19 protein-coding genes and 6 tRNA genes are annotated in these 26,281 nt (G+C 44.0%); 13 read left to right on the forward strand and 12 right to left on the reverse strand.

Going from position 1 to position 26,281, the window contains the following annotated elements; translation table 11 throughout:
• Positions 1-30: 30 nt before the first annotated feature.
• Complete coding sequence (locus tag H9L11_RS11630) at positions 31-1,245, reverse strand: pyridoxal phosphate-dependent aminotransferase (protein ID WP_005382322.1); 1,215 nt, start codon at positions 1,243-1,245, stop codon at positions 31-33.
• Between the two features lie 217 nt (positions 1,246-1,462).
• Between H9L11_RS11630 and H9L11_RS11635 the strand changes: the two genes are divergently transcribed.
• The 7 genes from H9L11_RS11635 to H9L11_RS11665 all read left to right on the forward strand — a co-directional run bounded on the left by H9L11_RS11635 (position 1,463) and on the right by H9L11_RS11665 (position 8,974).
• A complete protein-coding gene (locus tag H9L11_RS11635) occupies positions 1,463-2,770 on the forward strand; it encodes an isochorismate synthase (RefSeq protein ID WP_005382321.1) in 1,308 nt (435 codons plus the stop codon).
• Positions 2,767-4,485, forward strand: a complete 1,719-nt coding sequence (gene menD, locus H9L11_RS11640; protein WP_064376285.1) for a 2-succinyl-5-enolpyruvyl-6-hydroxy-3-cyclohexene-1-carboxylic-acid synthase — start codon at positions 2,767-2,769, stop codon at positions 4,483-4,485. The genes H9L11_RS11635 and menD overlap by 4 nt, the downstream gene beginning before the upstream one ends.
• Entirely contained in the window at positions 4,472-5,299 is an 828-nt protein-coding gene (gene menH / locus H9L11_RS11645) for a 2-succinyl-6-hydroxy-2,4-cyclohexadiene-1-carboxylate synthase (RefSeq protein WP_005382319.1), read from the forward strand. Before menD ends, menH begins: the two co-directional genes overlap by 14 nt.
• Entirely contained in the window at positions 5,292-6,158 is an 867-nt protein-coding gene (gene menB / locus H9L11_RS11650) for a 1,4-dihydroxy-2-naphthoyl-CoA synthase (RefSeq protein WP_005382318.1), read from the forward strand. The genes menH and menB overlap by 8 nt, the downstream gene beginning before the upstream one ends.
• Positions 6,159-6,283: 125 nt before the next feature.
• Entirely contained in the window at positions 6,284-7,273 is a 990-nt protein-coding gene (menC, locus tag H9L11_RS11655; protein WP_033906878.1) for an o-succinylbenzoate synthase, read from the forward strand.
• Positions 7,258-8,685, forward strand: a complete 1,428-nt coding sequence (gene menE, locus H9L11_RS11660; RefSeq protein WP_033906877.1) for an o-succinylbenzoate--CoA ligase — start codon at positions 7,258-7,260, stop codon at positions 8,683-8,685. The genes menC and menE overlap by 16 nt, the downstream gene beginning before the upstream one ends.
• Positions 8,686-8,785: 100 nt before the next feature.
• On the forward strand, positions 8,786-8,974 hold the full coding sequence (locus H9L11_RS11665; RefSeq protein ID WP_005382314.1) for a hypothetical protein: 189 nt from the start codon (positions 8,786-8,788) through the stop codon (positions 8,972-8,974).
• Here the strand turns inward: H9L11_RS11665 and H9L11_RS11670 are convergent.
• The 3 genes from H9L11_RS11670 to H9L11_RS11680 form a co-directional block, all read right to left on the reverse strand.
• On the reverse strand, positions 8,971-9,900 hold the full coding sequence (locus H9L11_RS11670) for a putative sulfate exporter family transporter (protein ID WP_114139466.1): 930 nt from the start codon (positions 9,898-9,900) through the stop codon (positions 8,971-8,973). The two genes, H9L11_RS11665 and H9L11_RS11670, sit on opposite strands and share 4 nt — an antisense overlap.
• A gap of 114 nt (positions 9,901-10,014) precedes the next feature.
• The gene (locus H9L11_RS11675; RefSeq protein ID WP_033906874.1) at positions 10,015-11,889 is read right to left on the reverse strand and encodes an MFS transporter; all 1,875 of its coding nucleotides are present in this window, start codon (positions 11,887-11,889) and stop codon (positions 10,015-10,017) included.
• Between the two features lie 13 nt (positions 11,890-11,902).
• Positions 11,903-12,493, reverse strand: coding sequence for a TetR-like C-terminal domain-containing protein (locus tag H9L11_RS11680; protein WP_005382308.1), 591 nt, complete (start codon positions 12,491-12,493; stop codon positions 11,903-11,905).
• Between the two features lie 392 nt (positions 12,494-12,885).
• Between H9L11_RS11680 and H9L11_RS11685 the strand changes: the two genes are divergently transcribed.
• Positions 12,886-13,758: a Tim44 domain-containing protein gene (locus H9L11_RS11685; RefSeq protein WP_005384268.1), complete on the forward strand. Its 873-nt coding sequence runs from the start codon at positions 12,886-12,888 to the stop codon at positions 13,756-13,758.
• Positions 13,759-14,347: 589 nt separating this feature from the next.
• Here the strand turns inward: H9L11_RS11685 and H9L11_RS11690 are convergent.
• From H9L11_RS11690 to H9L11_RS11715, 6 genes are all read right to left on the reverse strand, one after another.
• Positions 14,348-14,432: transfer RNA gene (locus H9L11_RS11690), tRNA-Tyr, on the reverse strand.
• A gap of 84 nt (positions 14,433-14,516) precedes the next feature.
• Positions 14,517-14,601: transfer RNA gene (locus H9L11_RS11695), tRNA-Tyr, on the reverse strand.
• Positions 14,602-14,685: 84 nt separating this feature from the next.
• A tRNA-Tyr gene (locus H9L11_RS11700) sits at positions 14,686-14,770 on the reverse strand.
• Between the two features lie 85 nt (positions 14,771-14,855).
• Positions 14,856-14,940: transfer RNA gene (locus H9L11_RS11705), tRNA-Tyr, on the reverse strand.
• A gap of 85 nt (positions 14,941-15,025) precedes the next feature.
• Positions 15,026-15,110: transfer RNA gene (locus H9L11_RS11710), tRNA-Tyr, on the reverse strand.
• 86 nt (positions 15,111-15,196) lie between these two features.
• A tRNA-Tyr gene (locus tag H9L11_RS11715) sits at positions 15,197-15,281 on the reverse strand.
• Between the two features lie 284 nt (positions 15,282-15,565).
• Here H9L11_RS11715 and H9L11_RS11720 point away from each other — a divergent pair.
• Positions 15,566-16,660, forward strand: coding sequence for an efflux RND transporter periplasmic adaptor subunit (locus H9L11_RS11720; protein WP_054576346.1), 1,095 nt, complete (start codon positions 15,566-15,568; stop codon positions 16,658-16,660).
• Positions 16,660-19,773 carry a multidrug efflux RND transporter permease subunit VmeF gene (vmeF, locus tag H9L11_RS11725; protein WP_205390768.1) on the forward strand — a complete coding sequence of 1,038 codons (3,114 nt, stop codon included), beginning with the start codon at positions 16,660-16,662 and terminating at the stop codon, positions 19,771-19,773. Before H9L11_RS11720 ends, vmeF begins: the two co-directional genes overlap by 1 nt.
• Positions 19,774-19,853: 80 nt before the next feature.
• On the opposite strand, the gene H9L11_RS11730 is transcribed toward vmeF, so the two are convergent.
• A complete protein-coding gene (locus H9L11_RS11730) occupies positions 19,854-20,429 on the reverse strand; it encodes a porin family protein (protein ID WP_137281816.1) in 576 nt (191 codons plus the stop codon).
• Between the two features lie 214 nt (positions 20,430-20,643).
• On the opposite strand from H9L11_RS11730, the gene H9L11_RS11735 reads away from it, so the two are divergent.
• On the forward strand, positions 20,644-20,961 hold the full coding sequence (locus tag H9L11_RS11735; RefSeq protein ID WP_005378586.1) for a DUF1244 domain-containing protein: 318 nt from the start codon (positions 20,644-20,646) through the stop codon (positions 20,959-20,961).
• A 61-nt stretch (positions 20,962-21,022) separates the two neighbouring features.
• Here H9L11_RS11735 and H9L11_RS11740 read toward each other — a convergent pair whose 3' ends face one another.
• Positions 21,023-22,117, reverse strand: a complete 1,095-nt coding sequence (locus H9L11_RS11740) for a PLP-dependent cysteine synthase family protein (protein ID WP_005389952.1) — start codon at positions 22,115-22,117, stop codon at positions 21,023-21,025.
• Between the two features lie 140 nt (positions 22,118-22,257).
• Between H9L11_RS11740 and H9L11_RS11745 the strand changes: the two genes are divergently transcribed.
• Together H9L11_RS11745 and H9L11_RS11750 are read left to right on the forward strand one after the other, a co-directional pair.
• Entirely contained in the window at positions 22,258-22,722 is a 465-nt protein-coding gene (locus H9L11_RS11745) for an Lrp/AsnC family transcriptional regulator (RefSeq protein ID WP_025998626.1), read from the forward strand.
• Positions 22,723-23,178: 456 nt separating this feature from the next.
• Positions 23,179-26,220, forward strand: a complete 3,042-nt coding sequence (locus tag H9L11_RS11750; protein ID WP_171345286.1) for a cadherin repeat domain-containing protein — start codon at positions 23,179-23,181, stop codon at positions 26,218-26,220.
• Positions 26,221-26,281: the final 61 nt, after the last annotated feature.

Raw genomic sequence — 26,281 nt, forward strand, 5'->3', positions numbered from 1 at the left:
AGATCAGCACTAATTACTACCAGTGATTCATTACTGGCTGTAGGTTGATAGGAATCTTTCAAAACGTCCAATGGCGATTTCTAGATCTTCAACGTGCGGTAGTGTCACGATGCGGAAGTGGTCTGGTTTTGGCCAGTTAAAACCGGAACCTTGCACCAGTAAGACCTTCTCTTGTTTTAAGAAATCTAAAACCATCTGCTGATCGTTCTTGATGTTGTACATTTTAGTGTCGATTTTCGGGAAGAGGTACATCGCACCCTTAGGTTTGACACAAGAAACACCAGGAATCTGATTGATCAGTTCATACGCTCGGTTGCGCTGCTCTAATAAGCGTCCGCCTGGTAAAATCAGTTCATTGATACTCTGGTATCCACCTAACGCGGTTTGAATGGCATGTTGCATTGGTACGTTTGCACATAAACGCATCGATGAAAGCAGCTCCAAGCCATTCACGTACCCTTGAGCCAGATGTTTAGGCCCCGTTAGGAACATCCAGCCACCACGGAAACCACAAACACGGTAGGCTTTTGAAAGGCCATTGAATGTCATGACTAGCACGTCTTCAGTGAGTGTGGCGACTGAGGTATGTGTTGCACCGTCGTACAACACTTTGTCGTAGATCTCATCTGCGAAAATGATCAGTTTGTGCTGGCGTGCTATCTCAATCACTTCAAGTAGGAAGTCACGGCTGTATACCGCACCTGTCGGGTTGTTCGGGTTGATCAGAACAATGCCACGTGTCTTTGGTGTGATTTTCTTTTTGATGTCTTCAAGGTCTGGGTACCAGTCAGTTTCTTCATCACATAGATAATGAACCGGCTTACCACCAGATAGTGCAACTGAAGCTGTCCATAACGGATAGTCTGGTGCTGGGATCAGCATTTCGTCGCCATTGTTTAATAGCGCTTGCATAGCCATTACGATCAACTCAGACACGCCGTTACCTACATACACATCTTCGACATCTAGCGAGCGTATACCTTTACGCTGATAGTGTTGGACCACAGCTTTACGAGCAGAGTAAATGCCTTTGGAATCACAATAGCCTTGAGAAGTCGGCAGATTACGAATCACGTCGACTAAAATCTCATCAGGGGCGTCAAAACCAAATGGGGCAGGGTTACCAATGTTTAGCTTTAGGATTTTATGCCCTTCTTCCTCCATGCGCTTAGCATGTTTGAGTACAGGACCCCTAATGTCGTAGCAGACATTGTCGAGTTTTGACGACATCCCGATATTTTGCATTGTTTAATTCCTAAAAATTCGTTAATTTCTTTATTAAAATACAATAATTTGTTTTTTATTAGAATATATATCTGTAAATAATCTGTCTGCTGGTTAAGTTTTGCTCGCTTGCTATCACAGGATTTTGCAAAAGATCGCATACGACCTTGATTTGCTTTGGGTCTAAACTTAGAGTAGCCGTCAGTTACCATTTATCCTCACATACAACGAGGTTGATTTGTCACAGTTCCATCAAGCCGTAAAGAGAATTATCGAGCGAGTTCAGCAATCGGAAGGCAATCAAACACGTCTGGTCGAGCCCCTTAGCGAGAAACCTAATTTCTCATTTATTGATTGGCTTGATGCGCAACCACTTTTCCCTAAGTTTTATTGGCAGTCCCGCGATACACGTGAAGAGGTCGTTGCACTAGGGCAATTGCACGCTTTTGTTGAGCCAGGTCCTGCTTATACCATTCTAGGTGAAGGGCAAAGAGTCTGGGGCGGGCGCTCTTTTGATGGACAGCATGAGAAGAATCGTCGCTGTATGCCCTCTTTTTTCTTTTTGCCTCAAATTGAGTTAATTCGTTTTGACCAACAGTGGTCTCTCGCAGTTAATATTTCAGAAGACAAAGCGCGAACTCTAGCTGGGTTGAATAAACTGGTTTGTGAGGTCGCGACCTTAGCTCCAATTTCGTCTCACATCCGCTCTATTGTTCACACGCCAAGTCAGCCTCAATGGAATGAGTTAGTTCATAAGGTTCTGACTGGTATAGAGAATGATGATTTTAAGAAAGTGGTTTTAGCGCGTCGCTCTACCGTGCAGCTTGATAACACATTAAGTGCTGCACAGCTACTTAAAGCAAGTTACTTAAATAACCATCATAGCTTCCATTTCATGCTGAGCTTAGACAGTAAGCACAGTTTTATGGGGTCTACGCCAGAACGTTTGTATTCTCGCGTAGGGCATGAGCTACATACCGAAGCGTTAGCAGGTACGATTGGTCGGGGAGACAATGCCACTCAAGATATGGAGTTGGCGAATTGGTTATCCCAAGACCAAAAGAACCTCAACGAAAACCAGTATGTGGTGGACGACATCATTGACCGTCTATCACCACATTCTGAAGTGGTTGAAGTGGAAGCTGAACCGAGTTTGGTCAGACTACGAAAAGTGCAGCACCTTAAGCGAAATATTCACGCTAGTCTAAGAGCGGGGATAAATGGTGTTCAGTTGTTATCGGCGCTTCAACCAACAGCGGCGGTTGCTGGCTTACCCCGACAAGAGTCGATGCAATTTATATTGGATAATGAGCCGTTTGCACGCGGCTGGTACGCGGGGTCAATGGGTTACATAAGCCATGAACGAGCAGAGTTTTGTGTCGCAATCAGAAGTGCGCTTGTGCTCGGTGAGCAAGTACAACTGTTTGCGGGCGCAGGGATTGTTCCAGGCTCCATTGCAGAACATGAGTGGGCAGAACTTGATAAGAAAATGTCGACGTTACTTACGCTGATTTCTGATCATCCGCCATTGGGAGTCGCATCATGAGTCATGACCAAGCGGTGCTCAATCGAGTTTGGTCAGAAACCATATTGATTGAGCTTCAGCGATTTGGCGTTAAGCATGTTTGTATCGCTCCCGGATCTCGTTCTACGCCTTTAACTTTAGAAGCGGCAGAACAGTCCGACTTTTCCATTCATACTCATTTTGATGAGCGTGGATTGGGCTTTATGGCTCTTGGTTTAGCGAAAGCTACTCAGGAACCCGTGGCAATTATCGTTACCTCTGGTACGGCAGTGGCGAACTTATTACCGTCGGTTGCCGAAGCCAAACTTACTGGTGAAAAACTGGTGCTGCTGACAGCAGATCGTCCAGTAGAACTTGTCGGCTGTGGTGCAAACCAAGCGATAAATCAATTGGGTATTTTTTCACATCATGTTTCGGCCAGTTTGAATTTACCAAGCCCAAATTTAGCAACGTCGCTTAACTGGTTGCTGACCTCTGTTGACGAAGTGATGTTTACTCAGCAATTGCAGGGTAGTGCCGTTCATATTAATTGTGCATTTCCAGAGCCTTTGTATTCCAACGGCGCAAAATCGGATTATCAAACCTACTTAGATTCGGTCGCCGGATGGCGAAAAGGAAGCGGCACTTATACTCAGCGTTTTAGCCATTTGTCACAGGCAAACATCCCGCCTTTTTCGGACAAAAAAGGCTTGGTTGTGATTGGCAGCTTACCGCTTGAACAAGCGAAGTCGGCGCAGGCATTTGCACAAAAGATGGGATGGCCAGTACTTGCAGACCCGCAAAGTGGTCTCAGTTCGGATTGGGCGTATTACGATGTATGGCTTCAACTTCCCGAGTTCGCAAACGAGCTTGAATCTTGTGAACTTATTATCCAATTTGGTAGCCGAATCATCTCCAAACGTTTGAACCAATGGATTGATAAACAAGTATCGAAAAATCAACAAAGTAAAGACGTTCAGTATTGGTATGTCTCACCTTGTATGGACCGGAATAACCAAAATCATCTGGCGCAAATGCACTGGGTTGAGCCTCCTAAAACGTGGGTTTCTCGCATTAGTTTTGAGAAGTCAATATTTGCTGGGTGGGCTGATAGGTTAGCGAATGACGTTAAGCGAGTTCATCAACGTATCGCAGAAGCCTTCCTATCTGATTCAGCGTCTGCCATTGACGAAATTGCGTTGGCAGCAGACATCAACGAGCGCACAAAAAACGTAGATGTTTTCTTGGGTAATAGCTTGTTTGTTCGGCTTGTTGATATGTACGGAAAATTGGATGGTGTAGAGGTTTTCACTAATCGAGGCGCGTCAGGGATTGACGGTTTGTTTGCTGCGGCATCAGGCGTGCAACGGGCAAGAGGTAATCCGTTACTAATGTATATCGGTGACACAGCAGCACTTTATGATCTCAATTCTCTGGCGCTATTTTCTCACAATAAACTGCCGGCGATACTTGTTGTTACTAATAATGACGGCGGTGCGATTTTTGATATGTTGCCAGTACCACCAGAGCGCAGAACGACATATTATCAAATGCCTCATGGTTATCAGTTTGAACACGCGGCAAAGCAGTTTGGTTTGGCGTATTTGCATGTTTCTACACTGGAGCAATTCCAATCATCTGTAAAAGAGCATTTATGTCACGGCCAAGGAACGTTGCTGGTCGAGGTTCAAACCCCATCTAACCAAGCTGCTGAGACACTCAAGGCATTTAATAAGAGTCTGAATGCTTTACTTTGAACGTTTCCCTGTATTAGAAAAACACCAAAGTAGAACGTTGCCCACTTTGGTGTTTTTGCATGGCTTACTCGGTAGCGGTGCCGATTGGCTCGCGTGTTTAAATGCATTACCCGAATATGAACGTGTTACGGTTGACCTCCCTGGTCATGGGCATAGCCAATCTATTTCTTGCAGCGATCTGAATGATTGCTGCAAACTTCTTGGTTCCACACTATCTTTATTATTTCCCTCACAACAACCACTTATTTTGATTGGTTACTCTATGGGCGGCCGCATTGCGATGCATGGTATTGCCCATCAATGCTTTCCAGATCTCAATATTGCAGGCGCGATTATTGAAGGGGGAAACTTCGGGCTTCAAACTGAGTCAGAGAAACAGGTGAGATTAGAGAATGATGCTCGCTGGGCAATGCGTTTCAAAACTGAACCACTTGAACGTGTTTTGAACGATTGGTACCAACAAGCGGTGTTTTCTTCACTAAACCATGAGCAAAGACAAACATTCATTGCGAAGCGAAGTGATAATCTTGGCTCAGCGGTGGCGAATATGTTGATGACGACATCGTTAGCCAAACAGGCATATTTGTTGCCCTCACTGCAAAAGCAGAACATACCAGTGTATTACTTGTGTGGTGAGAAAGACCAAAAATTTAGCCAACTGGCACAACGTAGCGGGTTGGCGTATCGACAAGTTGAAGGCGCTGGTCATAACGTCCATCAAGAGCAGCCCAAACAGTTTGCGATACATACCAAGCAAATAATTCAGTCTCACTTTGGTGAGAGTAACGAGAACAATGGGAATCACCATGGCTAAAACAGTAGGCATTTCTGAAGAAGAACTTTACGCTCCGGTTCAATGGAAAGATTGCGGCGAGAAATACGAGGACATTCATTACCATAAGTCTGAAGATGGTATCGCGAAAATCACCATTGCGCGTCCTCAAGTGCGTAATGCGTTTCGTCCTCAAACGGTAAAAGAGATGATTGATGCGTTGGCAGATGCGCGTTACGACTCTGGTGTTGGCGTGATCATTCTGACAGGTCTAGGTGAAGACGCATTCTGTTCTGGCGGTGACCAGAAGATCCGTGGCGACTACGGCGGCTACAAAGATGACCAAGGTACGCACCACCTAAACGTATTGGACTTCCAACGTGATATTCGTACTTGTCCAAAACCAGTGATCGCATCGGTAGCTGGTTGGGCTGTTGGCGGTGGTCATGTACTGCATATGATGTGTGATCTAACAATTGCAGCTGACAACGCTCAATTTGGTCAAACAGGCCCTAAAGTGGGTTCATTTGACGGCGGTTGGGGCGCATCTTATATGGCTCGTATCGTAGGCCAAAAGAAAGCTCGCGAAATTTGGTTCCTATGTCGTTTCTACAATGCTCAAGAAGCGGTAGACATGGGCCTAGTAAACACAGTTGTACCACTAGCGGATCTAGAGAAAGAAACCGTTCGTTGGTGTCGTGAAGTACTACAGCACAGCCCAATGGCATTGCGCTGCCTGAAAGCTGCATTAAACGCAGATTGTGATGGTCAAGCGGGTCTGCAAGAGCTAGCGGGTAACGCAACGATGATGTTCTACATGACTGATGAAGGCCAAGAAGGTCGTAATGCCTTTAACGAGAAGCGTCGCCCAGACTTCGATAAATTCCCTCGCAACCCATAATCCGTCTAAATGAGGAGCGTGTTAGCTCCTCTGTTCCTTTTTTCCTGAGCGCCTCGCCCTCTGGGAGGCTGGTGGGATTGCTCGTCAGAACGCTCAAATATACGGCATTACATAGGACTTGAATTATGCGTGAAGCGAAAATTTATCGTTATAGCTTGCCCATGGATAGTGGTGTCATCCTACGTGACAACAAGCTAACCGAACGTGTTGGTTATGTTGTTGCGCTTTCCGAAGATGGTAAAACAGGGCTTGGAGAAGTCGCTCCTCTTCCTGGTTTTAGCTTAGAGAGCACCGAAGATGCGGGTGTTCAGCTACAAGAACAGGCGGAGCGTTGGGTAGCAGAGTTGGATGTGGATTATGCCAAGATGTACCCGTCGGTTGCGTTTGGTTTATCGATGGCACAGCTTGAATTAGCTGGTGGCTTACCACAACAAGGTAAATACCAAACAGCGCCACTATGCACTGGCGACCCAGATGAGCTCATTCCAAAGCTGAACGAAATGGAAGGTAAGAAAGTCGCTAAGGTGAAAGTTGGACTTTATGAGCCAATTCGCGATGGCATGCTTGTGAACCTTTTTCTTGAATCAATCCCTCAATTAACGCTTCGACTCGATGCCAATCGCGCTTGGACACCAGAAAAAGCGCAGCAGTTCGCTAAGTACATTGCTCCGTCTCTGCGTCAACGAATCACGTTTCTAGAAGAGCCGTGCCGCTCTCCTGGCGATAGTCTCTCTTTTGCGATTAATACTGGTATTGCTATCGCTTGGGATGAAACATTGCAAGATGCGGTTCGTCGTGAAGATTTCCGTCTTGAAGATCTAACTGGTGTGAAAACGATCATCATCAAACCCACACTCATTGGTTCAGTGGATTTTTGTATTACACTGATAGAGAAAGCGAAGTCACTGGGGATGAAAGCAGTGATTAGCTCGAGCATTGAATCCAGTCTCGGTTTAACTCAATTAGCGCGCTTTGCCCAATGGCAGCTGCCTGATGAAGTTCCAGGTTTGGATACGATTGGCTTACTCAAAGCTCAGCTAGAGCAGGGCTGGCCTAAGTGTGAACTTCCCGTTCTTCCTCTAAAAGACCAGGAGATTGTGTGGCATTCTGCGTAGACAATATTGCGAAGGCACCATGGAAATATTGGGCTCAAACGAGCCCTTTTTCTATTGCACTCAAGACATCAACAGAAGTATTAAACTGGCAACAACTCTCGAAGCGTATTGACCAATACACTCACTATTTGAATGACTTGGGTGTAACTCGGGGGGATGTGCTGACTTTGGTTGGCAAGAACCAAGTAGAAACACTGTTGTTTTATCTTGCCTCCAAACAGTTAGGTGCGCTCGCTGCGCTGACCATGGAACAACCACTAGATAAGTTGCAGGGTAAGCTTGCTACACTTTACAGGCCTGATCAAACTCGGTTTATCTGGTTTTCTCAGGAGTGCGCTTCGACCTTTTCTGAACATGATATACAAAAACTCAAGGCAACATTGCTTTCATCGCCTGTAGTATCACAGCAAGAGAGTGATTCGTTGACTGAAGATAGCTATCATCATGACCGGCTCGCTTCAGTAGTATTTACTTCTGGCTCTACAGGGGAGCCTAAAGCTGTGGTTCATACACATCGACAGCATCTTGCGTCTGCAGAGGGCTTGTTGCAGGAGTTCATTTTCACTCAGCAAGATGCTTGGCTATTATCGCTTCCGCTGTATCACGTCTCTGGATTGGCGATTGTCTATCGTTGGCTATATGTCGGAGCAACACTAAAAGTCGGTTCAGGGAAACTTGTTGATGATGTTCAGGGCGTATCACACGCTTCTTTGGTTGCGACTCAGCTCAAACGGTTATTGGATGATGATGCACATTTGTCATTGACACATGTGCTACTGGGCGGCAGCCACGTTGATCACGAGTTGGCACTACGAGCAACAGGGCAAGGCATTGAGACATGGTTAGGTTATGGGATGACGGAGGCGGCCTCTACCGTTACCGCAAAGAGAATTGACAGTACCAGTAATGCTGGGCATGTATTGGAGCACCGTAAGATAAAATTAGTTGACCAACGCATTTTTGTTGGCGGTAAGACATTAGCGGCAGGGTATTTCCATCAAGGACATGTTACCCCATTTCTGGATGAGAAAGGCTGGTTTGACAGCAAGGATCTTGGCGAGTGGCAAGGTGATGAATTAAAGATAATCGGCCGTGCCGACAATCAGTTTATCTCTGGTGGTGAGAATATCCATTGTGAAGAGATTGAAGCCGCTTTGAACCAAATTGATGGTGTAGTGCAGAGTATAGTGGTTCCAGTCGAAGACGCGGAGTTTGGTCATAGACCAGTAGCTGTGATTCAGACCAATGGATTGCGCAGCAAGTCGGAGTATGACCAGCACTTGCAATCAAAGTTAGAGAAGTTTAAATGGCCAGTGGGATACCATGTAATGCCAGAAACTCTACTAGAAGGTGGGATCAAAATTTCACGTAAGGCCGTGAAAGAGTGGCTGTTGTCATCACTTCAGCATTAGTCAATTTTGCTATGTATTAGTCATAAAGAGAATTTCGTATCCTTATAACTCTGAATCATAATTATGCTTCTTCGTGGAGAGAAAATGCATAAGGTTCAGGATGGCAAAGCTAGTTTTAATTGCGGCAGTAGCACTACAAATTGGTATCGCGATAAGTAGTGAAGGGCTAGCCCGCTCTCTTGCAGAGCTAACGGCATTTTTGATCGCTATTGCGTTGGTCGTTATATACAAAAATAGCAAACGGGAAATGCCGTCCCCTCAACGCGATAAGCAGACCACCAATATCTAAAACAGTAACCAACTTAGAGAAGTGGTCGAAATTAACACCCACAGAGTCACACCAAACAACAGTGGCTTAGCTCCAGCAGACTTTAGTTTTGAAATTGAAATGCTACAACCTATCAAGAACAGACATACAACCAACGCTTGCTTTGCTCCAATGAAAATGCCGTGATAGACCATTTCAAATTGAGGAAATAAGTCGCTAAACGCGATAGCTGCACAGTACCAAAAAATGAAATAAGGGATAGCTAGTTTTTTCTTTCCATTCTCTTTTTGGCCTCTTGAAAAGATGACGGCACTGATCAAAGCAACAGGAATGATCCATAAAGCGCGCGCGAGTTTCAATGTTGTTGCCGTCGTTAGTGCTTCTTCCCCATAGGCCGAGGCAGCCCCGACAACAGAAGATGTGTCATGAATGGAAATCGCAGCCCATGTGCCAAACGTGTGTTGATCTAGCCCTAAAGCATGTCCAATCACAGGAAACACAAAGAGTGCAATGGAGTTCAGGACAAATACCGTTGCCAGTGCTAATCCAATCTGCTCGTCTTTCGCTTTAATGGCCGGTGCCACAGCAGCAATTGCGCTACCACCACAAATTGCAGTACCTGATGAGATTAAGTAAGCGGTTACTCGCTCCAATTTAATTACCCTGGCAATGAGAGTGCCCATGATCAGTGTGCCTGTAATAGTGGCGATGATCAGGCCGATACCATCCGATGTGACTGCAAGTGCTTGCTCAAAGTTGATGCCAAAGCCTAAGCCAATAATCGAGTAAGACAGCAGCTTTTTAGTAAAAGAAGCGATGGGCAGCTCGGAAGGCACAAAACCAAAACTTGCGAGTAGAAAACCGATAACTAGAGCAATGGGAGAGGAGGCAAGAGGGGTTAGACAAAAAAGTAACGCCAATCCAAACAGGAGGTAGTTTCTATTCAAGGTTTTTATTCGCTGTTGTGAATGAAAGGGAGAGTATATCGCACTGGGTGTGGTCAGTTTGTCTTAATGATTTGAACACATGTTCAGTTATCCTAAACATGTGTTCAAGTGTATTTATCGCCAGTCGCCTCTAAGTTGATGCACTTTATCGAACATTGTTTTTGCCGTTGCTTCATTTGGTGGCACCGGTTGTCCTGCCTCAATTTCTAGCTTTGACCAAAATCGAGTCGGTAAGCCACAGCATGCGCGACCTTTTGCGCGGCTGAAATAGCTTCCCCATAAGCCTTTAAGTGCAACAGGTATGACGGGTACTGGGCTACGACGTAGAATGATATCAATACCGCGCATGAATTCATTCATTTCACCATCTGAAGTTAATCTTCCTTCAGGGAAAATACAGACGATATGACCTTCGCTTAGCGCAGCTTCCACATCGTTAAATGCACGTCTGATAGAGCTTCTGTTACTCGCTGAAATTGGAATTACCCCAGTTCGACGTAAAAAGCGCCTTAATGGAGGTAGGTTGGCGTAATCTTCCTCCATGACAAAACGAATCAACCTTGGGCATACGGCACTAAGTAGCAATGCATCCATGTAGCTTACATGATTACATACAATCAATGCCCCACCATGCTCGGGTAGGTTGTGTAGATTCTTATGCTTAACTCGATAGATGGTGTGCGTAAGCATCCACATGACAAAGCGAACTACAAAAATAGGAATTTGCAAAAAGATGTAAGCGGCGACTAAGAAATTTAAAACGGCTAACAATGCAAACAGCTGAGGAATTGTCATCTTGATTACACTGAGGCACACAATACCTAAGACAGCGCTGCCGACCATAAACAGAGAGTTAAAAATGTTGAGCCCTGCGATGACTTGAGCACGTTCGGTTTCCTTTGCTCGATGCTGCATTAATGCGTAAAGAGGCACGATAAACAAACCGCCCGAAGCGCCAATCATCAATAGGTAGAAAAATAATGGCCAAAAAGGCTCATATCTAAAGAAGTCTACAAAGTTATGGAAAGTAGGTAGATCATTGGGAATGGAAGTGGCCATTAGGTACCCAAATACCGTAATGCCAAAGGCACCAATTGGCACAATACCGACTTCGATACGATGGTTTGAGATCCAATTGCAAAGTAGCGACCCTAGCGCGATACCAATGGAAAATAGAGCGAGCAAGAAAGACACCGCACTCTCGGTGCCATTTAGGTAAATCTTAGTGAAATTCGGGAATTGTGTTAGATATGCGGCGCCTAAAAACCAAAACCAGCTTATTGCCATTATGCATTGAAAAACAACTCGATCGGATTTGGCGATAGAGAGCGTGTGTTTGGTTTGCTTGTATGGTTGCCAACGAAAAGAGAGATTGGGCGCGCTGGCTGCAGCAAAGGGGATTGAGCGGCTCGACAAGTAGCCTAACAATGCGAAGATCACGACACAAAATGCGGCGAGGTATTTTGCGTTGTCTGCAGAGGCTATAATCCCAGCGCCTAAGGTGCCAATAAGGATGGCGATAAAGGTACCAGCTTCAACAAGAGCGTTGCCGGGCACTAACTCTTTAGCATTTAACTTTTGAGGCAAAAGGGCATATTTAACTGGGCCAAAAAATGCTGACTGTGTGCCCATTAAAAACAGTAGCAATAAAAGCACACCATAACTTTCGGTTATGAATCCGATGGCACCTAACAGCATGATGGCTATTTCAAATAGTTTGACCTTACGAATAAACCATGACTTTTCATATTTGTCGGCTAATACGCCAGCGGAAGCAGAGAACAGAAAGAACGGTAGAATGAACAAGCCTGCCGCAAGGTTGATGAACAAATTGCTCGAAATAGGCAGTGCACTGGAGCCAGCGAATGCGACAAACAACAGCAAAACGTTTTTAAAAATATTGTCGTTGAAAGCGCCAAAAAATTGAGTAATGAAATAGGGCAGGAATTTTCTCTGCGTAAGTAAGGACGGCTGTCTGTCGGATGACATGGATAATCCTTTGTTACCAGTTCGTGAGGTAGTTAGAAAGAAGATTACTGATCAATTCTTTGCCATCAATCGGTTCACTAGAGAAAAACTTATCATCAACACTGAGTAAAGTAATGCCATGTACGCCAGACCAAAGGACTCGACTCGCTTGAATCACTTCGGATTCAGTACGATGTGGTGCGATTTGAGCCAATAGTGACTCTAGCATTCCCGTCATACCATCGATACGTTTGGCATGCCATTCCGGAAGTTCTGCTCCATTCATGTTGTGTTCGAACACTAACTGCCAACGGTATGGGTGTTTTTGAGCAAAATCGTGGTAGCAATAAGCGAGTTCAAAAAGCGCTTGATGGGAGTCTTTGCTGTCATTAGTCGCTTTGCGTGCTTCTTGAGATAACTCATCTAAAGTTTGAGCGACAACATGAAGCAACAACAAATTATAATTACCAAAAACATTTACCAATGTGCTTGGCACGTAACCAATCATGTTAGCGATTTTACGAAGACTGAGTTCGTGGTAAGAATTCTCATCTAAAAAGTTTTTGACCGTTGTTAACGTCAAATTCACTAACTCTTCTCGGGTGTGATCGTTTCTGCGCGCCATACTCTCAAACTACTTTATTGAACATCGTTCAATATGATAGTCAGCTACCTATTAACCGTCAACAAGGCAATGTGTCCAAGTGCCCTCAAGGTGTAGGATTCTGAGCTGTGTCACTGATTCTAATTCAAGTAAAACAATCTGGAGTATTAGTGAACTTATTCCATACTTTTTTTACATTGATCAAGCGCCTTCAGCTGAATTGCAAGCAGTGTGAGCAGTCTGCATTTTTGGCAATATTCTGATACATGTCAGCTTCTATAAGCTATTTTCATCAATCGGTATACAGAGTATGATGACTTAAAAATCATCTTTGGCGTGCTACTGTTTGAAACAACGATTGTTTCGTCTTGAAAATGGGGCACTATCTTAGATAGCTAACTTTAAGGATAACGATGAAACGTTTATTTTCTATTGTTGCTTTATTGATGTTTACTGTTGCTGTAACGCCTATCGCGGAAGCGAAGAAGTTTGGTGGCAGTAAGTCTTTCGGTAAGAGCTACAAAACTGCACCAGCACCGAAACAACAGCAACAAAACACCAATACGGTCGGCAAAGATCAGACGACAAAGTCTTCAAGTAAGAAAGGCCTTATGGGTGGTCTGCTAGGCGGACTTCTTGCTGGTGGTCTACTTGCTGCATTCTTTGGCGGTGCTTTTGAAGGTATCCAGTTTATGGATATCCTAATTATTGGTTTGATTGCCTTTGTCATCTTTAAACTAATGCGCGGTATGCTAGGTGCGAAGCAGGGCAGTATGAACCAGCATCGTCAACAGCCTGCATTTGGTGGCAACGCATCTAAGTTTGAGCAACCAAACATGCAAAACTTTGAGCAACAACCAAACACAAATAATGGTGGCTTTGGTGGTTTTGGCGCTCAAACAGACGTACCACATAACTACCCACCGGGTTTTGACCAAGCAGCGTTCATTAATGGTTCTCGTGAACACTATCGAATCCTGCAAGGTGCGTGGAATCACAACCAGCTAGAAACTATTGAAGAATATGTTTCTCCAAGCTTGTTTGAAGACCTAAAAGCAGAGCGCGCGAAGCTCGACGGTGAGCAGCATACTGACGTAATGTACGTTGATGCGGAGATCGTCCGTGCTGATTACGATGCAAATAAAGCACAGCTTAGTCTGCAGTTTAGCGGTCGTTACCGTGACACAGTAGAAGGTGTTGAAGAAGAAATCGAAGATATCTGGCACCTAGAGCGTGACTTGACTGCGCCTAATGCGCCATGGTTAATCGTTGGTATTCAAGGCTAGTCACCTTTAAACCAATTTAGTCACTAGTAAAAATCCCGCATCCCCTGCGGGATTTTTTGTATCTATCATTTATATTTCTTGTACGTGTTTTTATACAAACATCACTAATTGAGTCCGTTTGGTAATTTTGCGAGCCCACTTTTTCTAGTAAGTCCTCAAGTGTTTTCCTATTTATATTGAACATTCATATTAAGGTCATACGAACTAACAAAATCAAAATAGCTAGTACATTGTTTGTAGGGTAAAGATCTGCTCCTCAGCCTTTTGTTTGTGGAGTTTCACATGGGGTTGGTTGCTTTAGTGAGATTGAGTATAGGTTATACCAATCGTAGTAAATAACTGGTCATTCTAGCTTGTTAAAATACTCGATAACTGCGTTGCAATTTTTGATTGTAGAATAACTACTTATCAAAAAATTGCGCCTTGTTCTCAAGCATTTTCCCTACGCTATTTCTGATCACTTATTTACCGTGATAGGTATTCAATCGAGAAGAGTTTCGGTTAGGAGTGAAAGGTTCGTTGTAGTAGGACTATGCTATCAAGATCCTGAAACGAAAAAAGCCAGCTCAATGAGCTGGCTTCTTCAATATGGTGGAGGGGGACGGATTCGAACCATCGAAGGCAGTGCCGGCAGATTTACAGTCTGCTCCCTTTGGCCACTCGGGAACCCCTCCAGGGTGTTTTATACTTAAAAGTTAGTTTCCCAACCTAGCGTTCAAGTTCTTCTCATGTTTAAAGGAAAAACATAAGAAAGAATATGGTGGAGGGGGACGGATTCGAACCATCGAAGGCAGTGCCGGCAGATTTACAGTCTGCTCCCTTTGGCCACTCGGGAACCCCTCCAGGGTGTTTTATACTTAAAAGTTAGTTTCCCAACCTAGCTTTCAAGTTCTTCTCATGTTTAAAGGAAAAACATAAGAAAGAATATGGTGGAGGGGGACGGATTCGAACCATCGAAGGCAGTGCCGGCAGATTTACAGTCTGCTCCCTTTGGCCACTCGGGAACCCCTCCAGGGTATTTTTATACTTAAAAGTTAGTTTCCCAACCTAGCTTCCAAGTTGTTCTCATGTTTAAAGGAAAAACATAAGAAAGAATATGGTGGAGGGGGACGGATTCGAACCATCGAAGGCAGTGCCGGCAGATTTACAGTCTGCTCCCTTTGGCCACTCGGGAACCCCTCCAGGGTATTTTTATACTTAAAAGTTAGTTTCCCAACCTAGCTTCCAAGTTGTTCTCACGTTTAAAGGAAAAACATAAGAAAGAATATGGTGGAGGGGGACGGATTCGAACCATCGAAGGCAGTGCCGGCAGATTTACAGTCTGCTCCCTTTGGCCACTCGGGAACCCCTCCAGGGTATTTTTATACTTAAAAGTTAGTTTCCCAACCTAGCTTCCAAGTTGTTCTCACGTTTTAAGGAAAAAACATAAGAAAGAATATGGTGGAGGGGGACGGATTCGAACCATCGAAGGCAGTGCCGGCAGATTTACAGTCTGCTCCCTTTGGCCACTCGGGAACCCCTCCAGAGGATTTTTATACTTAGTAAGATGTTTTCCCAACTCATCTCCCAAGTGCGGAGCGAATCATAGCAAACTCGCTCAGGCTGTAAAGCGTTTTTCTTACGTTTTTACGTTGAATGCTGTCTTTTTGGGCAAAGATGGTAGAAAGTCAGCGTTTTGTTTGTCCTTTGAACAGAAGAGAAGCGCACTTTTTACTTGAATTTACACTACTTGACGTTAAACACCGTATCTACTGATAAACTGTAAGCAGTTTAATGACATAAGTTTATTCGTTTAGAAGTCAATATCATGAGCATGAAAGCCACGTTATCGTTATCTGTTTTAACGCTTTCTATATTACTGAGTTCTCCATCGGTTTGCGCTGCGATGCGAGGAGGCTCAGCGGTTACTGTTGTGACTGAACAAGTAGAAACGCACGAGATCAATCAATCCTTAACTCTTATCGGCAAATTAAAGGCAGCGGAGTCTGTGGTTGTCGCATCGGAAGTCGCCGGCAAAGTGAATCAAATCGCTGTTAAAGCGAATCAAAATGTCCAGCAAGACCAGTTATTAATTAAGTTAGATGACGATAAGGCTCAAGCCGCTTTGATTGAGGCAAAGGCGTATCTAAAAGATGAACAGCGTAAGTTAAAAGAGTTCCAACGTTTGGTTAAGCGGAATGCGATTACTCAAACTGAAATCGATGCACAAAAAGCCAGTGTTGAAATAGCACAAGCGAGGCTAGATGCTGCTCAAGCCAATTTAGCTGATCTCCATATTACTGCTCCATTTTCTGGCACTGTTGGTTTTATCGATTTTAGCCGCGGCAAAATGGTCAGTGCGGGTACTGAACTTTTGACGTTGGATGATCTTTCCGTCATGGAACTGGATTTACAAGTACCGGAGCGCTATTTATCGATGCTTTCTATTAGTATGGAAGTCATCGCTAAAACCAGTGCATGGGGTAGCCAGATCTTTACTGGTCAAGTCACAGGTATTGATACGCGTATCAGCGCCGAAACACTGAATCTTCGCGTGCGTATTGAGTTTGATAACCCAGAAAATCAATTGAAGCCGGGCATGTTGATGAACGCTTCACTAGCATTTCCTGCTATTAAGGCGCCAATCATTCCTGTTCAAGCACTTGAATACTCCGGAACTAAACGTTTTGTATATGTAATTGATGAAAATAACAAAGCTACTCGTCAAGAAGTGTCGCTAGGTGCTCGTGTTGGCAACGAGGTGGTGATCGAATCTGGTGTTGAGATTGGTGACAAGATTGTGGTTCAAGGCATTGTTAACATGCGTGATGGTGTCGAAGTGAAAGAAATTGTCGCGCCACTAAAAGCGAACACCACGGATGTGACACGCAATGACAGTGAATCGGATGAGGAAGAAAACTAATGTTACTGTCCGACGTTTCAGTTAAACGCCCTGTCGCGGCGTTAGTTCTGAGCATGCTGTTGTGTGTGTTTGGCTTTGTGTCATTCACCAAATTAGCCGTTCGTGAAATGCCTGATATAGAAAGCCCAGTCGTTTCTATCAGTACGCGTTATGAGGGTGCATCTGCGACTATTATTGAAAGCCAAATTACCTCCGTTTTGGAAGACCAGCTTTCTGGGATCAGTGGAGTTGATGAAATTAGCTCCACTACTCGTAACAGCATGTCGCGTATCACGATCACGTTTGAGTTAGGTTACGATCTCAACACAGGTGTGAGCGACGTGCGTGATGCCGTAGCTCGTGCTCAGCGCTCGCTACCTGATGAAGCGGATGACCCTATTGTTTATAAGAACAATGGCTCGGGAGAGGCGTCGCTCTACATCAATCTCAGTTCTGCAGAGATGGACCGTACTCAATTAACCGATTATGCCGAACGTGTATTGATGGACCGCTTTAGCCTGATCTCTGGGGTTAGCTCCATTGATCTCTCCGGTGGTTTGTACAAGGTCATGTACGTGAAGCTTAAGCCAGAACTAATGGCTGGACGTTCAGTTACAGCTTCGGACATTACATCAGCTTTACGAAGTGAGAACCTAGAAAGCCCAGGTGGTGAAGTTCGCAACGACTCAACAGTAATGTCCGTGCGTACGGCTCGTACTTATAACACGCCTGAAGATTTTCAATATCTTGTCATTAAACGCGCAAGCGACAATACACCTATCTATTTAAAAGATGTAGCAGATGTCTTCATTGGTGCAGAAAACGAAAACTCAACCTTCAAAAGTGATGGTGTAGTAAACATCAGTCTTGGTGTGGTACCACAGTCAGACGCAAACCCGTTAGAAGTAGCGAAGCTGGTTAGGTCTGAAGTCGATAACATCCAGAAGTTCTTACCAGAAGGTACACGTCTTGCGATAGATTACGACGCGACAGTGTTTATCGAGCGTTCAATCGAAGAGGTGTACAGCACGCTATTTATCACGGGCGGCTTGGTGATTTTGGTATTGTACATTTTCATCGGCCAAGTTCGTGCAACCTTAATTCCTGCGGTTACTGTACCTGTTTCTCTGATTTCGTCGTTCATTGCCGCGTACTACTTTGGGTTTTCTATCAACTTGATCACCTTGATGGCGTTGATATTATCGATTGGTTTGGTGGTTGATGACGCAATTGTGGTTGTAGAGAATATCTTCCACCATATTGAACGCGGTGAATCGCCATTACTCGCCGCATATAAAGGCACAAGAGAGGTTGGTTTTGCTGTTATAGCAACAACATTAGTGCTGGTGATGGTGTTCTTACCGATCTCCTTTATGGATGGCATGGTAGGTCTACTATTTACAGAGTTTTCTGTATTGCTGGCTATGTCGGTCATATTCTCCTCTTTGATTGCCCTGACGCTGACTCCTGTATTAGGTAGTCAGATTTTGAAAGCGAATGTAAAACCAAATCGATTCAATGAAGCGGTTGATCGCTTGTTTAGCAAGCTTGAGAGTGGCTATCGCGCATTATTGAAAGGCACATTGAAAGTACGTTGGGCTGCTCCGCTGGTGATTCTAGCTTGTTTGGGCGGTAGCTATTTCTTGATGAATCAGGTACCGGCCCAGCTGACCCCACAAGAAGATCGCGGTGTGATATTCGCGTTTGTGCGCGGTGCAGATGCTACGTCATACAATCGTATGTCAGCCAATATGGATATTGTCGAAGACCGATTGATGCCATTACTAGGGCAAGGTTATCTGAAGTCATTCAGTATCCAAACGCCAGCGTTTGGTGGCCAGGCAGGAGACCAGACAGGCTTTGTGATCATGATTCTAGAAGATTGGAACGAACGTGATATCACGGCTCAGCAAGCCCTTAACAAAGTACGGAAAGAATTGGCAGGTATCCCAGATGTTCGAGTGTTCCCATTTATGCCAGGTTTCCAAGGTGGTTCGAGTGAGCCAGTTCAGTTCGTATTAGGCGGCTCTGATTACGATGAGCTCGTTGTTTGGGCTGAAATGCTAAAGAACAAAGCAGAAGAATCACCAATGATGGAAGGAGCAGAGATAGATTACTCGGAAAAAACGCCTGAGTTATTGGTTACAGTTGACCGACAGCGTGCCGCAGAGCTAGGAGTCAGTGTTAAAGACATTTCTGACACCCTAGAAATCATGCTCGGTGGTAAAAGCGAAACGACTTATGTTGAGCGTGGCGAAGAGTACGATGTGTATCTTCGCGGTGATGAAAATAGCTTTAATAATGCTGCAGATTTAAGTCAGATTTATCTGCGCACGAATAGCGGTCAGCTAGTGACGTTAGATGCGGTCACAAAAATTGAAGAAGTGGCGGCCTCTATTCGTCTTTCTCACTACAACAAACAGAAGTCCATCACTATTACTGCCAACCTGTCGGAAGGTTATACATTAGGAGATGCGCTGAATTACCTAGACCAGGAAGCCATCGACAACTTACCGGGTGACATTTCGGTGAGTTATTCGGGGGAGTCGAAAGACTTTAAAGAGAACCAAGCGAGTGTTGCTGTTGTGTTTGCATTGGCACTACTAGTGGCGTATCTCGTGTTGGCGGCTCAGTTTGAAAGCTTCGTAAACCCGTTAGTGGTCATGTTTACGGTGCCGATGGGTGTATTTGGTGGCTTCCTTGGTTTGGTTATTATGGGCCAAGGTATGAATATTTATAGCCAGATCGGCATGATCATGTTGATTGGTATGGTGACGAAAAACGGTATTTTGATCGTAGAATTTGCCAATCAGCTACGTGATCGTGGCGTTGGGTTTGAAAAAGCGATCATTGATGCAGCTGCGCGACGTCTACGTCCAATCTTGATGACTGCGTTTACCACACTTGCTGGCGCAATTCCGTTGATAGTATCGACAGGGGCGGGTTATGAGAGCCGTATTGCCGTGGGTACGGTAATCTTTTTCGGGATGGGGTTTGCGACATTGGTGACCTTGTTTGTTATCCCGGCAATGTACCGATTGATTTCGGCGAAAACACAAGCACCAGGTCATGTAGAAGCAGAGTTAAAAAAAGCAATTAGCCATGATACGAAGGGCCGTATAGCGCACCCTTAAATCAAACGTTAAAACATAAAAGCCGAGGTAATAACCTCGGCTTCTCTTTATCGGTTTAAAGTTAGCTCGGAAGCGTTCGATTAGAAGCGTTTCCCTAGGCTGATTTGTACACCTTCGTAGCTGTCGTAAAAATCTTCAAAACCCATATCCGCGACATTATAAATGTACTCTGCGCGTAGCCAGATATCTGTACTCATATCCCAATGGACACCAGCACCGATGTTGAATAGTGCGCCTGAGTCATCTGTGACTTTTTGTTCGTTTGGTACGTACATTTCGGCTTGAGTGCCAAGCGCAGTTACGCGACCAAACAGTGACAGCGGCGTATCGCCTAAGTTATCACTTGTTACAACAGCAGACATACCTGCTTGGTAATAGTGAAGATCTAAGTCAGTTTTTAGAGCATCGTTCTTAAGTTCATTTTGTGAATAGCGCAGAACCCCTTCAAACGCGAGGTATTGGTTTACATGGTAACCCCAGCCAACTGTGATATGTGGTGTTGACCACTCATTGTCTCTATCCGAGCCGAAGTACGGTGTATCAAAACCAACGTTACCAGTACCCAGATAAAAATAAGATTGATGAGCTTGTTCTTGAGCAGCTAAAGTTGGCACGCTAATGGTCAAGGCAGACAATAATAGAATGGCGTTTTTCATAACTAGACGATAACCTTGGTAAAAGACCGTTGTAATGATTTGTTTAAATGTTAATTTAATCAATAGGATGGATGGTAATTATCATATCAGCTTTTATCAAAGGTAGTGATTTTAGAATGGGAATTGTTGCGCTAAAGCATACTTCTTACTCATGACTACCGACTAACTAGATATGGTGATGAAAGCTAGTTAAATAAGAGAGAAGGAAAGGAAAGTGGCTGAATTCAAATACAAAAACTTGACTCAAGAAGAACAAGATAAGTTAGACGCGGCGACATTTCGCCGTTTATTGGCGCATTTAGATGCCAACAAAGACGTACAAAACATCGACCTGATGATCCTTGCGGGCTTCTGTCGCAACTGCTTTAGCAAATGGTATAAATCTGAGGCTGAAAATCTCGGTTTGGATTTAGATATTGATGACGCTCGCGAACGTGTTTACGGCATGACTTACGATGAATGGAAACAAAATCATCAACCAGCGGCAACGCCAGAACAATTGGCTGCGTTTGAAGCGCGCCAGAAAAAGTAAAACCCAACGATAAAAACAGCCCGCATGAAGTTGGGCTGTTTTTTAAAGTCCAGTTTGCACGTTAAGCGTTAGTTGAGCCGCAACAAGCTGGCTCAACGCAACCTTTTGCTTGAATGACTTCGAGTTGAGCTAAGTAAGGTTGAATATCGCCGATGTTCTCTTTTACCCATGTTAAGTCATAATACGTATCTAGGTAACGCTCTCCAGAATCACATAGAAGCGTCACGATAGAACCCTTCTCACCGCGTTGTTTCATCTCACAAGCCAATTGCAGCACACCGTAAAGATTGGTGCCTGTTGATGCGCCGACTTTACGCCCAATCAGCTGAGATACCCAATGGGCGGTTGCCACACTGGCTGCGTCTGGAATTTTGCGCATTTCATCAATGACACCAGCAATAAAACTTGGTTCGACACGTGGTCGCCCGATACCTTCAATTTTGCTGCCAGTATCGCCTTTCAATGAGTGATTTCCTGACTGGAAAGCATCGTAAAACACTGAGTTTTCAGGGTCTACCACGCAAAGCTTAGTGTCGTATTTTTGGTAACGAATAAAACGGCCAATGGTTGCTGATGTGCCGCCTGTTCCAGGACTCATCACTACCCAGCTAGGAATCGGGTGATCTTCTAACTCCATTTGGCTAAAGATAGAGTTCGCGATGTTGTTGTTACCGCGCCAGTCAGTAGCACGTTCAGCATAAGTAAACTGGTCCATGTAGTGACCATTTAGCTCTTGAGCCAAGCGTCGAGACTCGTCATAAATCTGATCTGATCGTTCAACAAGGTGCGCTTTACCACCGTAAAATTCAATTTGTTCGATCTTTTTACGTGCAGTGGTTTTCGGCATAACAGCAATGAACGGTAAGCCAAGTAAACGCGCAAAATACGCTTCCGAAACGGCAGTGCTGCCTGAGGACGCCTCGATTACAGTGGTTTCAGGACCAATCCATCCATTACAAATAGCATAAAGAAACAATGAGCGCGCCAATCGATGCTTAAGAGAGCCTGTAGGGTGCGTACTCTCATCTTTTAGATAGATATCGATACCATCAAGAGAAGGTAGTTCGAGTTTAAATAAGTGAGTATCAGCAGAACGTTGGAAGTCTGCTTCAATTTTACGCACTGCATTGTTGATCCAATTGTGGTCAGTACACATGGCGTCTCTCCTTGGGAAATCGATAGATAAGTATTAGATAGGGATAATTTATCTATAATTTCCGAGAAAAACTTTGCTATTGTTACTCTTAATAAAGATACCTGTAGAAAAATTTTCTACATTTTATGGGTTTTATAGAAATGAGCTTAGATCGAATAGATAAGCAGCTGCTTGCTTTACTACAAACCGACAGCACCTTGTCATTAAATGACGTGGCTGAGCGAGTCAATCTTACTACAACACCATGCTGGAAGCGCTTGAAAAGGTTGGAAGAAGAGGGCTACATCGAAAAACGCGTGGCGTTGTTAAGTGCAGAAAAGCTCGAGCTATCTTTCATTGCATTTGTTCAGTTAAAAACGATTGATCATTCCGAAGGTTGGTATCACCATTTTGTTACAACTGTGAGTGACTTTCCTGAGGTAATGGAGTTTTATCGTATGGCTGGCGAGTATGACTACATGATGAAAGTACTAGTCAAAGATATGAAGTGTTTTGACGAATTCTATAAGCGGTTAGTTAATAGTGTAAAAGGGCTATCTAATGTGACTTCAACATTTGCTATGGAGTCCATTAAATACACAACAGAGTTACCAATCCTAAAATAACTCGCCCTATAAGAATTCTATCTAATGTTAATTCTACCTTTTAGTATTTTAAATGTTAAAAGGTAGTTTGATTATGCTTTTAAAACTATTTCCTGCCAGATTTTTACAAATATAAACGATATTTATTCTCTCTTCTATTTTTCATTAACTATTTGTTTTTACAGTCCATTAATCCTATACATCATAATGAAAGAAAAAATAACGCAATTTTTTCTCTTTCTTTTTCATGTTTTATTTTATTGAATATTAATTTTTACTAAATTAATGGAAGAGTTTGATTTAAACGTTTGCTTTTTGTGTTTTCATGTAATTTGGTCGCTATTTTTGAGTATTTGTTTTTAGGATTAATACAGTAGCAATTACTTAAGTAATAAAGTACTCAAAAATGGGGATAGTGATTAATAAAACATCGTATTATTATCGCCCCATCTTGTATGTAACAAAGTATTACTAAAAATGAACAGAAATTACTATTTGCTTTTTCTCGCAGCTTTACTCGCTGGCTGTGGCGGTGGGGGAGACTCTAAGCCGAACAATACGAAGACACCAACTACGGTAACAAAGCAGAACCGTCCGCAATTAAAAGTGGAAGACACGGTGTTGAAGTTTGAAGGAGTGGGAACGGTTACTGAAGCAAAACTGAGCAATGTACATGGGTCGGTATCTTACCAAGTCATTGACTCTAATCCGCCAAATGTCGTGAAAATTAATGACTCAGGAATACTACAAATTCTGCGCCCAGGAACGGCGACGATTCTTGCTACAGATAGTAGCTCTGCTTATGAATCTTCTGAAGCAAGATTTTCTGTCACTGTAGAGCGAGGCATCAATACTGAACTTTCAGTGAGTGATCTGAATTTCAATGCGATTGAGTCAGAAGGAAAAGCGTTGATCGTCCGTGGCCAAAAAGGCGAACTGAGTTATGAGGTAGAAAGTGGTCATAACTTGATTCGTGTTGATGAGAACGGTTCGGTATATTCATTAGGTTCAGTTGGTCAGGCATCGGTGCTGATTACCGATTCAGGTAACGACTTTTACTTGCCGAAACAAGTTCGCGCTACGGTTAAACTGCATGCAGTAGCTCCGGGGCAATTACAGTTCGCTTTGCTTGAAGACGAGTATCGAGAAGGGTTGACGTTAGAACCAGTGCGTTTAGATAAAGCTCAAACGCAACGTATTTCTTACAAAATCATAAATAGCGTACCAGACAGCAAGGTGGCCGAGTTGCTAGACCCTGAAACGGGTTTGCTTCTTGTTCATAATGTTGGGCAATTAACGGTTGAAGCGACAGCAACTTACAGCGACGCGTTTCTGGATAAACAGCAAACAGCGCAATTTTTTGTGGATGTAAAACAAGGCAAGCGTCAAGAAATCAGCGCAGCGGATATCGTCACAACTTATGAGGAAGGTGGACGAATTTTCCCTAAGGTGACGAACGCCTACGGTGACTATGAGCTGAGAATCATTCGTGGTGAAGACGTTGTCGCTAAAACTGAAAATGGTGAAGCATTACTGATCAAAGGTGTTGGTGCTGCTGAAGTGGAAATTTACGAGCATGACATGCGTAATTATCCTGCAAGCAAAACTCGTTTTGATCTTGAAGTTAATCGCGCGCCTCATCCCGTTATAAAAGACATTGAAATGCCGCTTACCTATCAACCAAATCTTTCAATCCCTCTGGCGTTTAAAGGGCAAAAAGGTAACGTAAATCTAGTTAGCAGCTTACCTAATGGCTTACGAATGACTGACGGCAAGTTGGAGGTAGTGACTGCGGGTGAGTACGACCTTAAGTTTGAAGACGATGGTGGGGAGTTCTACCAACCTATTCAATTTAATGTCGTCATTAAAGTTGCAAAGGCTGAAGGCCAACCCATGGCAACGCACGATTATGACGTTGTATACAGCAACAAATACAGTTTTGATCTTCATCGTGATTTTGGTTTGAGTGCTGACGAGCAAATTGAGATTGTAGATAACACCGCACCAGATGTTGTCGGTGGTTTTAGTGAAGGACGTCTCCATGTGTATAAAGCGGGTAAAGCGACGCTAACTGTGCGCAGAAAAGAGAGCGCGAATTATACTGTTGGTCCTGATCAAAAAGTCTACGTGACAATTTTGAGTGCGCCGAGCCGAATTGAAGTTCAATCCGATGTGGAAGAGATTTGGAAGGTTGGCCAAACATTTGTTGCGCCGAAAATCTCTGGTACGGTTGGGGAAGTTACGTACCGATTTGCAGACAACGCAGCAACAGATGTAGTTTCCTTAAACAGCCAAACGGGTGCCATGCAAATTCTTAACGCGGGTAGCACAAAAATTATTGTTTCGGATGCGGGGGACGACAAAGTGGATCCGGGTGAAAGTAGCTTCTCGGTCACGATTAAACAAGGCACAAACCCTGTATCGGTTACTTACCCAACGGTAGAATTCTCCGCTGGTAGTGTTATCTCACCAGTGATGAGTGGTGGGACTGCGAAGGCAAGTTACCGTCTTATTAACCAAAAAGATCCTGTGGTCGAGCTAGTTTCCCCTGATACGGGGCGTTTGAAGATTTTGCACGCAGGCGAGTACCAAGTAGAGGTTACTCTTACTGGACGCAACTACAAAGCTAAAACAATCGTCGTAAATGGCACTATTAACAAAGCGAATCACCCTGGTTTAAGTGCTTCTACAATGAAGGTGGAATTTGAACCATTTAAAAAGGTTAAGCTAGACTTTGGTACACCAATAGGAAACCGAAGCTATCAAATATCCAGCTCAACAATTAAAGGAGTCGCTTCATTAGATGTTGATAAGGAAGAGCTGACGTTACTTGACCTCCCGCCAGTAAAAAGACGTTGGATTTCTCTCGACGTTTCTGAAGGAGAATCTCGAGATTACAAAGCGTTGGAAAGTAAGAAAGTCCAGCTGTATCTAAGCTTTGCAGATGAAGGTGTTGCGGATCAATATACATTGCTTGAAACTGAACAAACAGTATTGTTTAGCACGCTAAATGCACGTGAGTTTTCTAACTTAGAAGAAAGTGAGTTTGGTTTGATGAACGTTCGTTCAGTGCGTGAGCCAACGGACGAAGAATTGAAACTATACGGCAAAGGTAAGATTGCACTACTTGCATTCAAACCGGTGGGTAACGATGACCAAACTCTAATAAAAGGAGCGTGGGTACACTTAGCTCGATTTGATGGATGTACATCAGAGCTGTTCGAAGATGATCTCAAGCCTTTTGAAGCAATTGACTATGATGACCCAGGGTACTGCACCAACGGCAGCACGATTCGTATGACTCGGTTCTTAGTAATTGATGACTCGAAGATGGAAAAGGTAGAGTATGAGTTAGTAGCACCTGTGATTACTTACCGTCGTGGGGTTCGTGAATTTTTAGCAACGAATAAAGGTGGATTCTATGCCGACCCAAATGTCATTTACGGGAAAGGCGAATATGGTTACCCGAAATCACTTTACGAATGGTCGGTTGTTAACATGAAGTATCAACCAAATTAATCATCGTTTGATACCCATTAAAAAAGGAGTGCGGAACAGCACTCCTTTTTTCGTGTAACGA

Origin of the sequence: Vibrio sp. sp1, assembly GCF_016920955.1 — a bacterium.
In the GTDB taxonomy this organism is placed as follows: Bacteria; Pseudomonadota; Gammaproteobacteria; order Enterobacterales; family Vibrionaceae; genus Vibrio; species Vibrio alginolyticus.

What these genes read in the sequence shown, in the direction of transcription:
- H9L11_RS11630 (WP_005382322.1), bottom strand. Translation starts at nt 1,245, where the DNA reads ATGCAAAATATCGGGATGTCGTCAAAACTCGACAATGTCTGCTACGAC.
- menD (WP_064376285.1), top strand. Translation starts at nt 2,767, where the DNA reads ATGAGTCATGACCAAGCGGTGCTCAATCGAGTTTGGTCAGAAACCATA.
- menH (WP_005382319.1), top strand. Translation starts at nt 4,472, where the DNA reads ATGCTTTACTTTGAACGTTTCCCTGTATTAGAAAAACACCAAAGTAGA.
- menB (WP_005382318.1), top strand. Translation starts at nt 5,292, where the DNA reads ATGGCTAAAACAGTAGGCATTTCTGAAGAAGAACTTTACGCTCCGGTT.
- menC (WP_033906878.1), top strand. Translation starts at nt 6,284, where the DNA reads ATGCGTGAAGCGAAAATTTATCGTTATAGCTTGCCCATGGATAGTGGT.
- H9L11_RS11665 (WP_005382314.1), top strand. Translation starts at nt 8,786, where the DNA reads ATGGCAAAGCTAGTTTTAATTGCGGCAGTAGCACTACAAATTGGTATC.
- H9L11_RS11675 (WP_033906874.1), bottom strand. Translation starts at nt 11,889, where the DNA reads ATGTCATCCGACAGACAGCCGTCCTTACTTACGCAGAGAAAATTCCTG.
- H9L11_RS11680 (WP_005382308.1), bottom strand. Translation starts at nt 12,493, where the DNA reads ATGGCGCGCAGAAACGATCACACCCGAGAAGAGTTAGTGAATTTGACG.
- H9L11_RS11685 (WP_005384268.1), top strand. Translation starts at nt 12,886, where the DNA reads ATGAAACGTTTATTTTCTATTGTTGCTTTATTGATGTTTACTGTTGCT.
- H9L11_RS11720 (WP_054576346.1), top strand. Translation starts at nt 15,566, where the DNA reads ATGAGCATGAAAGCCACGTTATCGTTATCTGTTTTAACGCTTTCTATA.
- vmeF (WP_205390768.1), top strand. Translation starts at nt 16,660, where the DNA reads ATGTTACTGTCCGACGTTTCAGTTAAACGCCCTGTCGCGGCGTTAGTT.
- H9L11_RS11730 (WP_137281816.1), bottom strand. Translation starts at nt 20,429, where the DNA reads ATGAAAAACGCCATTCTATTATTGTCTGCCTTGACCATTAGCGTGCCA.
- H9L11_RS11740 (WP_005389952.1), bottom strand. Translation starts at nt 22,117, where the DNA reads ATGTGTACTGACCACAATTGGATCAACAATGCAGTGCGTAAAATTGAA.
- H9L11_RS11745 (WP_025998626.1), top strand. Translation starts at nt 22,258, where the DNA reads ATGAGCTTAGATCGAATAGATAAGCAGCTGCTTGCTTTACTACAAACC.
- H9L11_RS11750 (WP_171345286.1), top strand. Translation starts at nt 23,179, where the DNA reads ATGAACAGAAATTACTATTTGCTTTTTCTCGCAGCTTTACTCGCTGGC.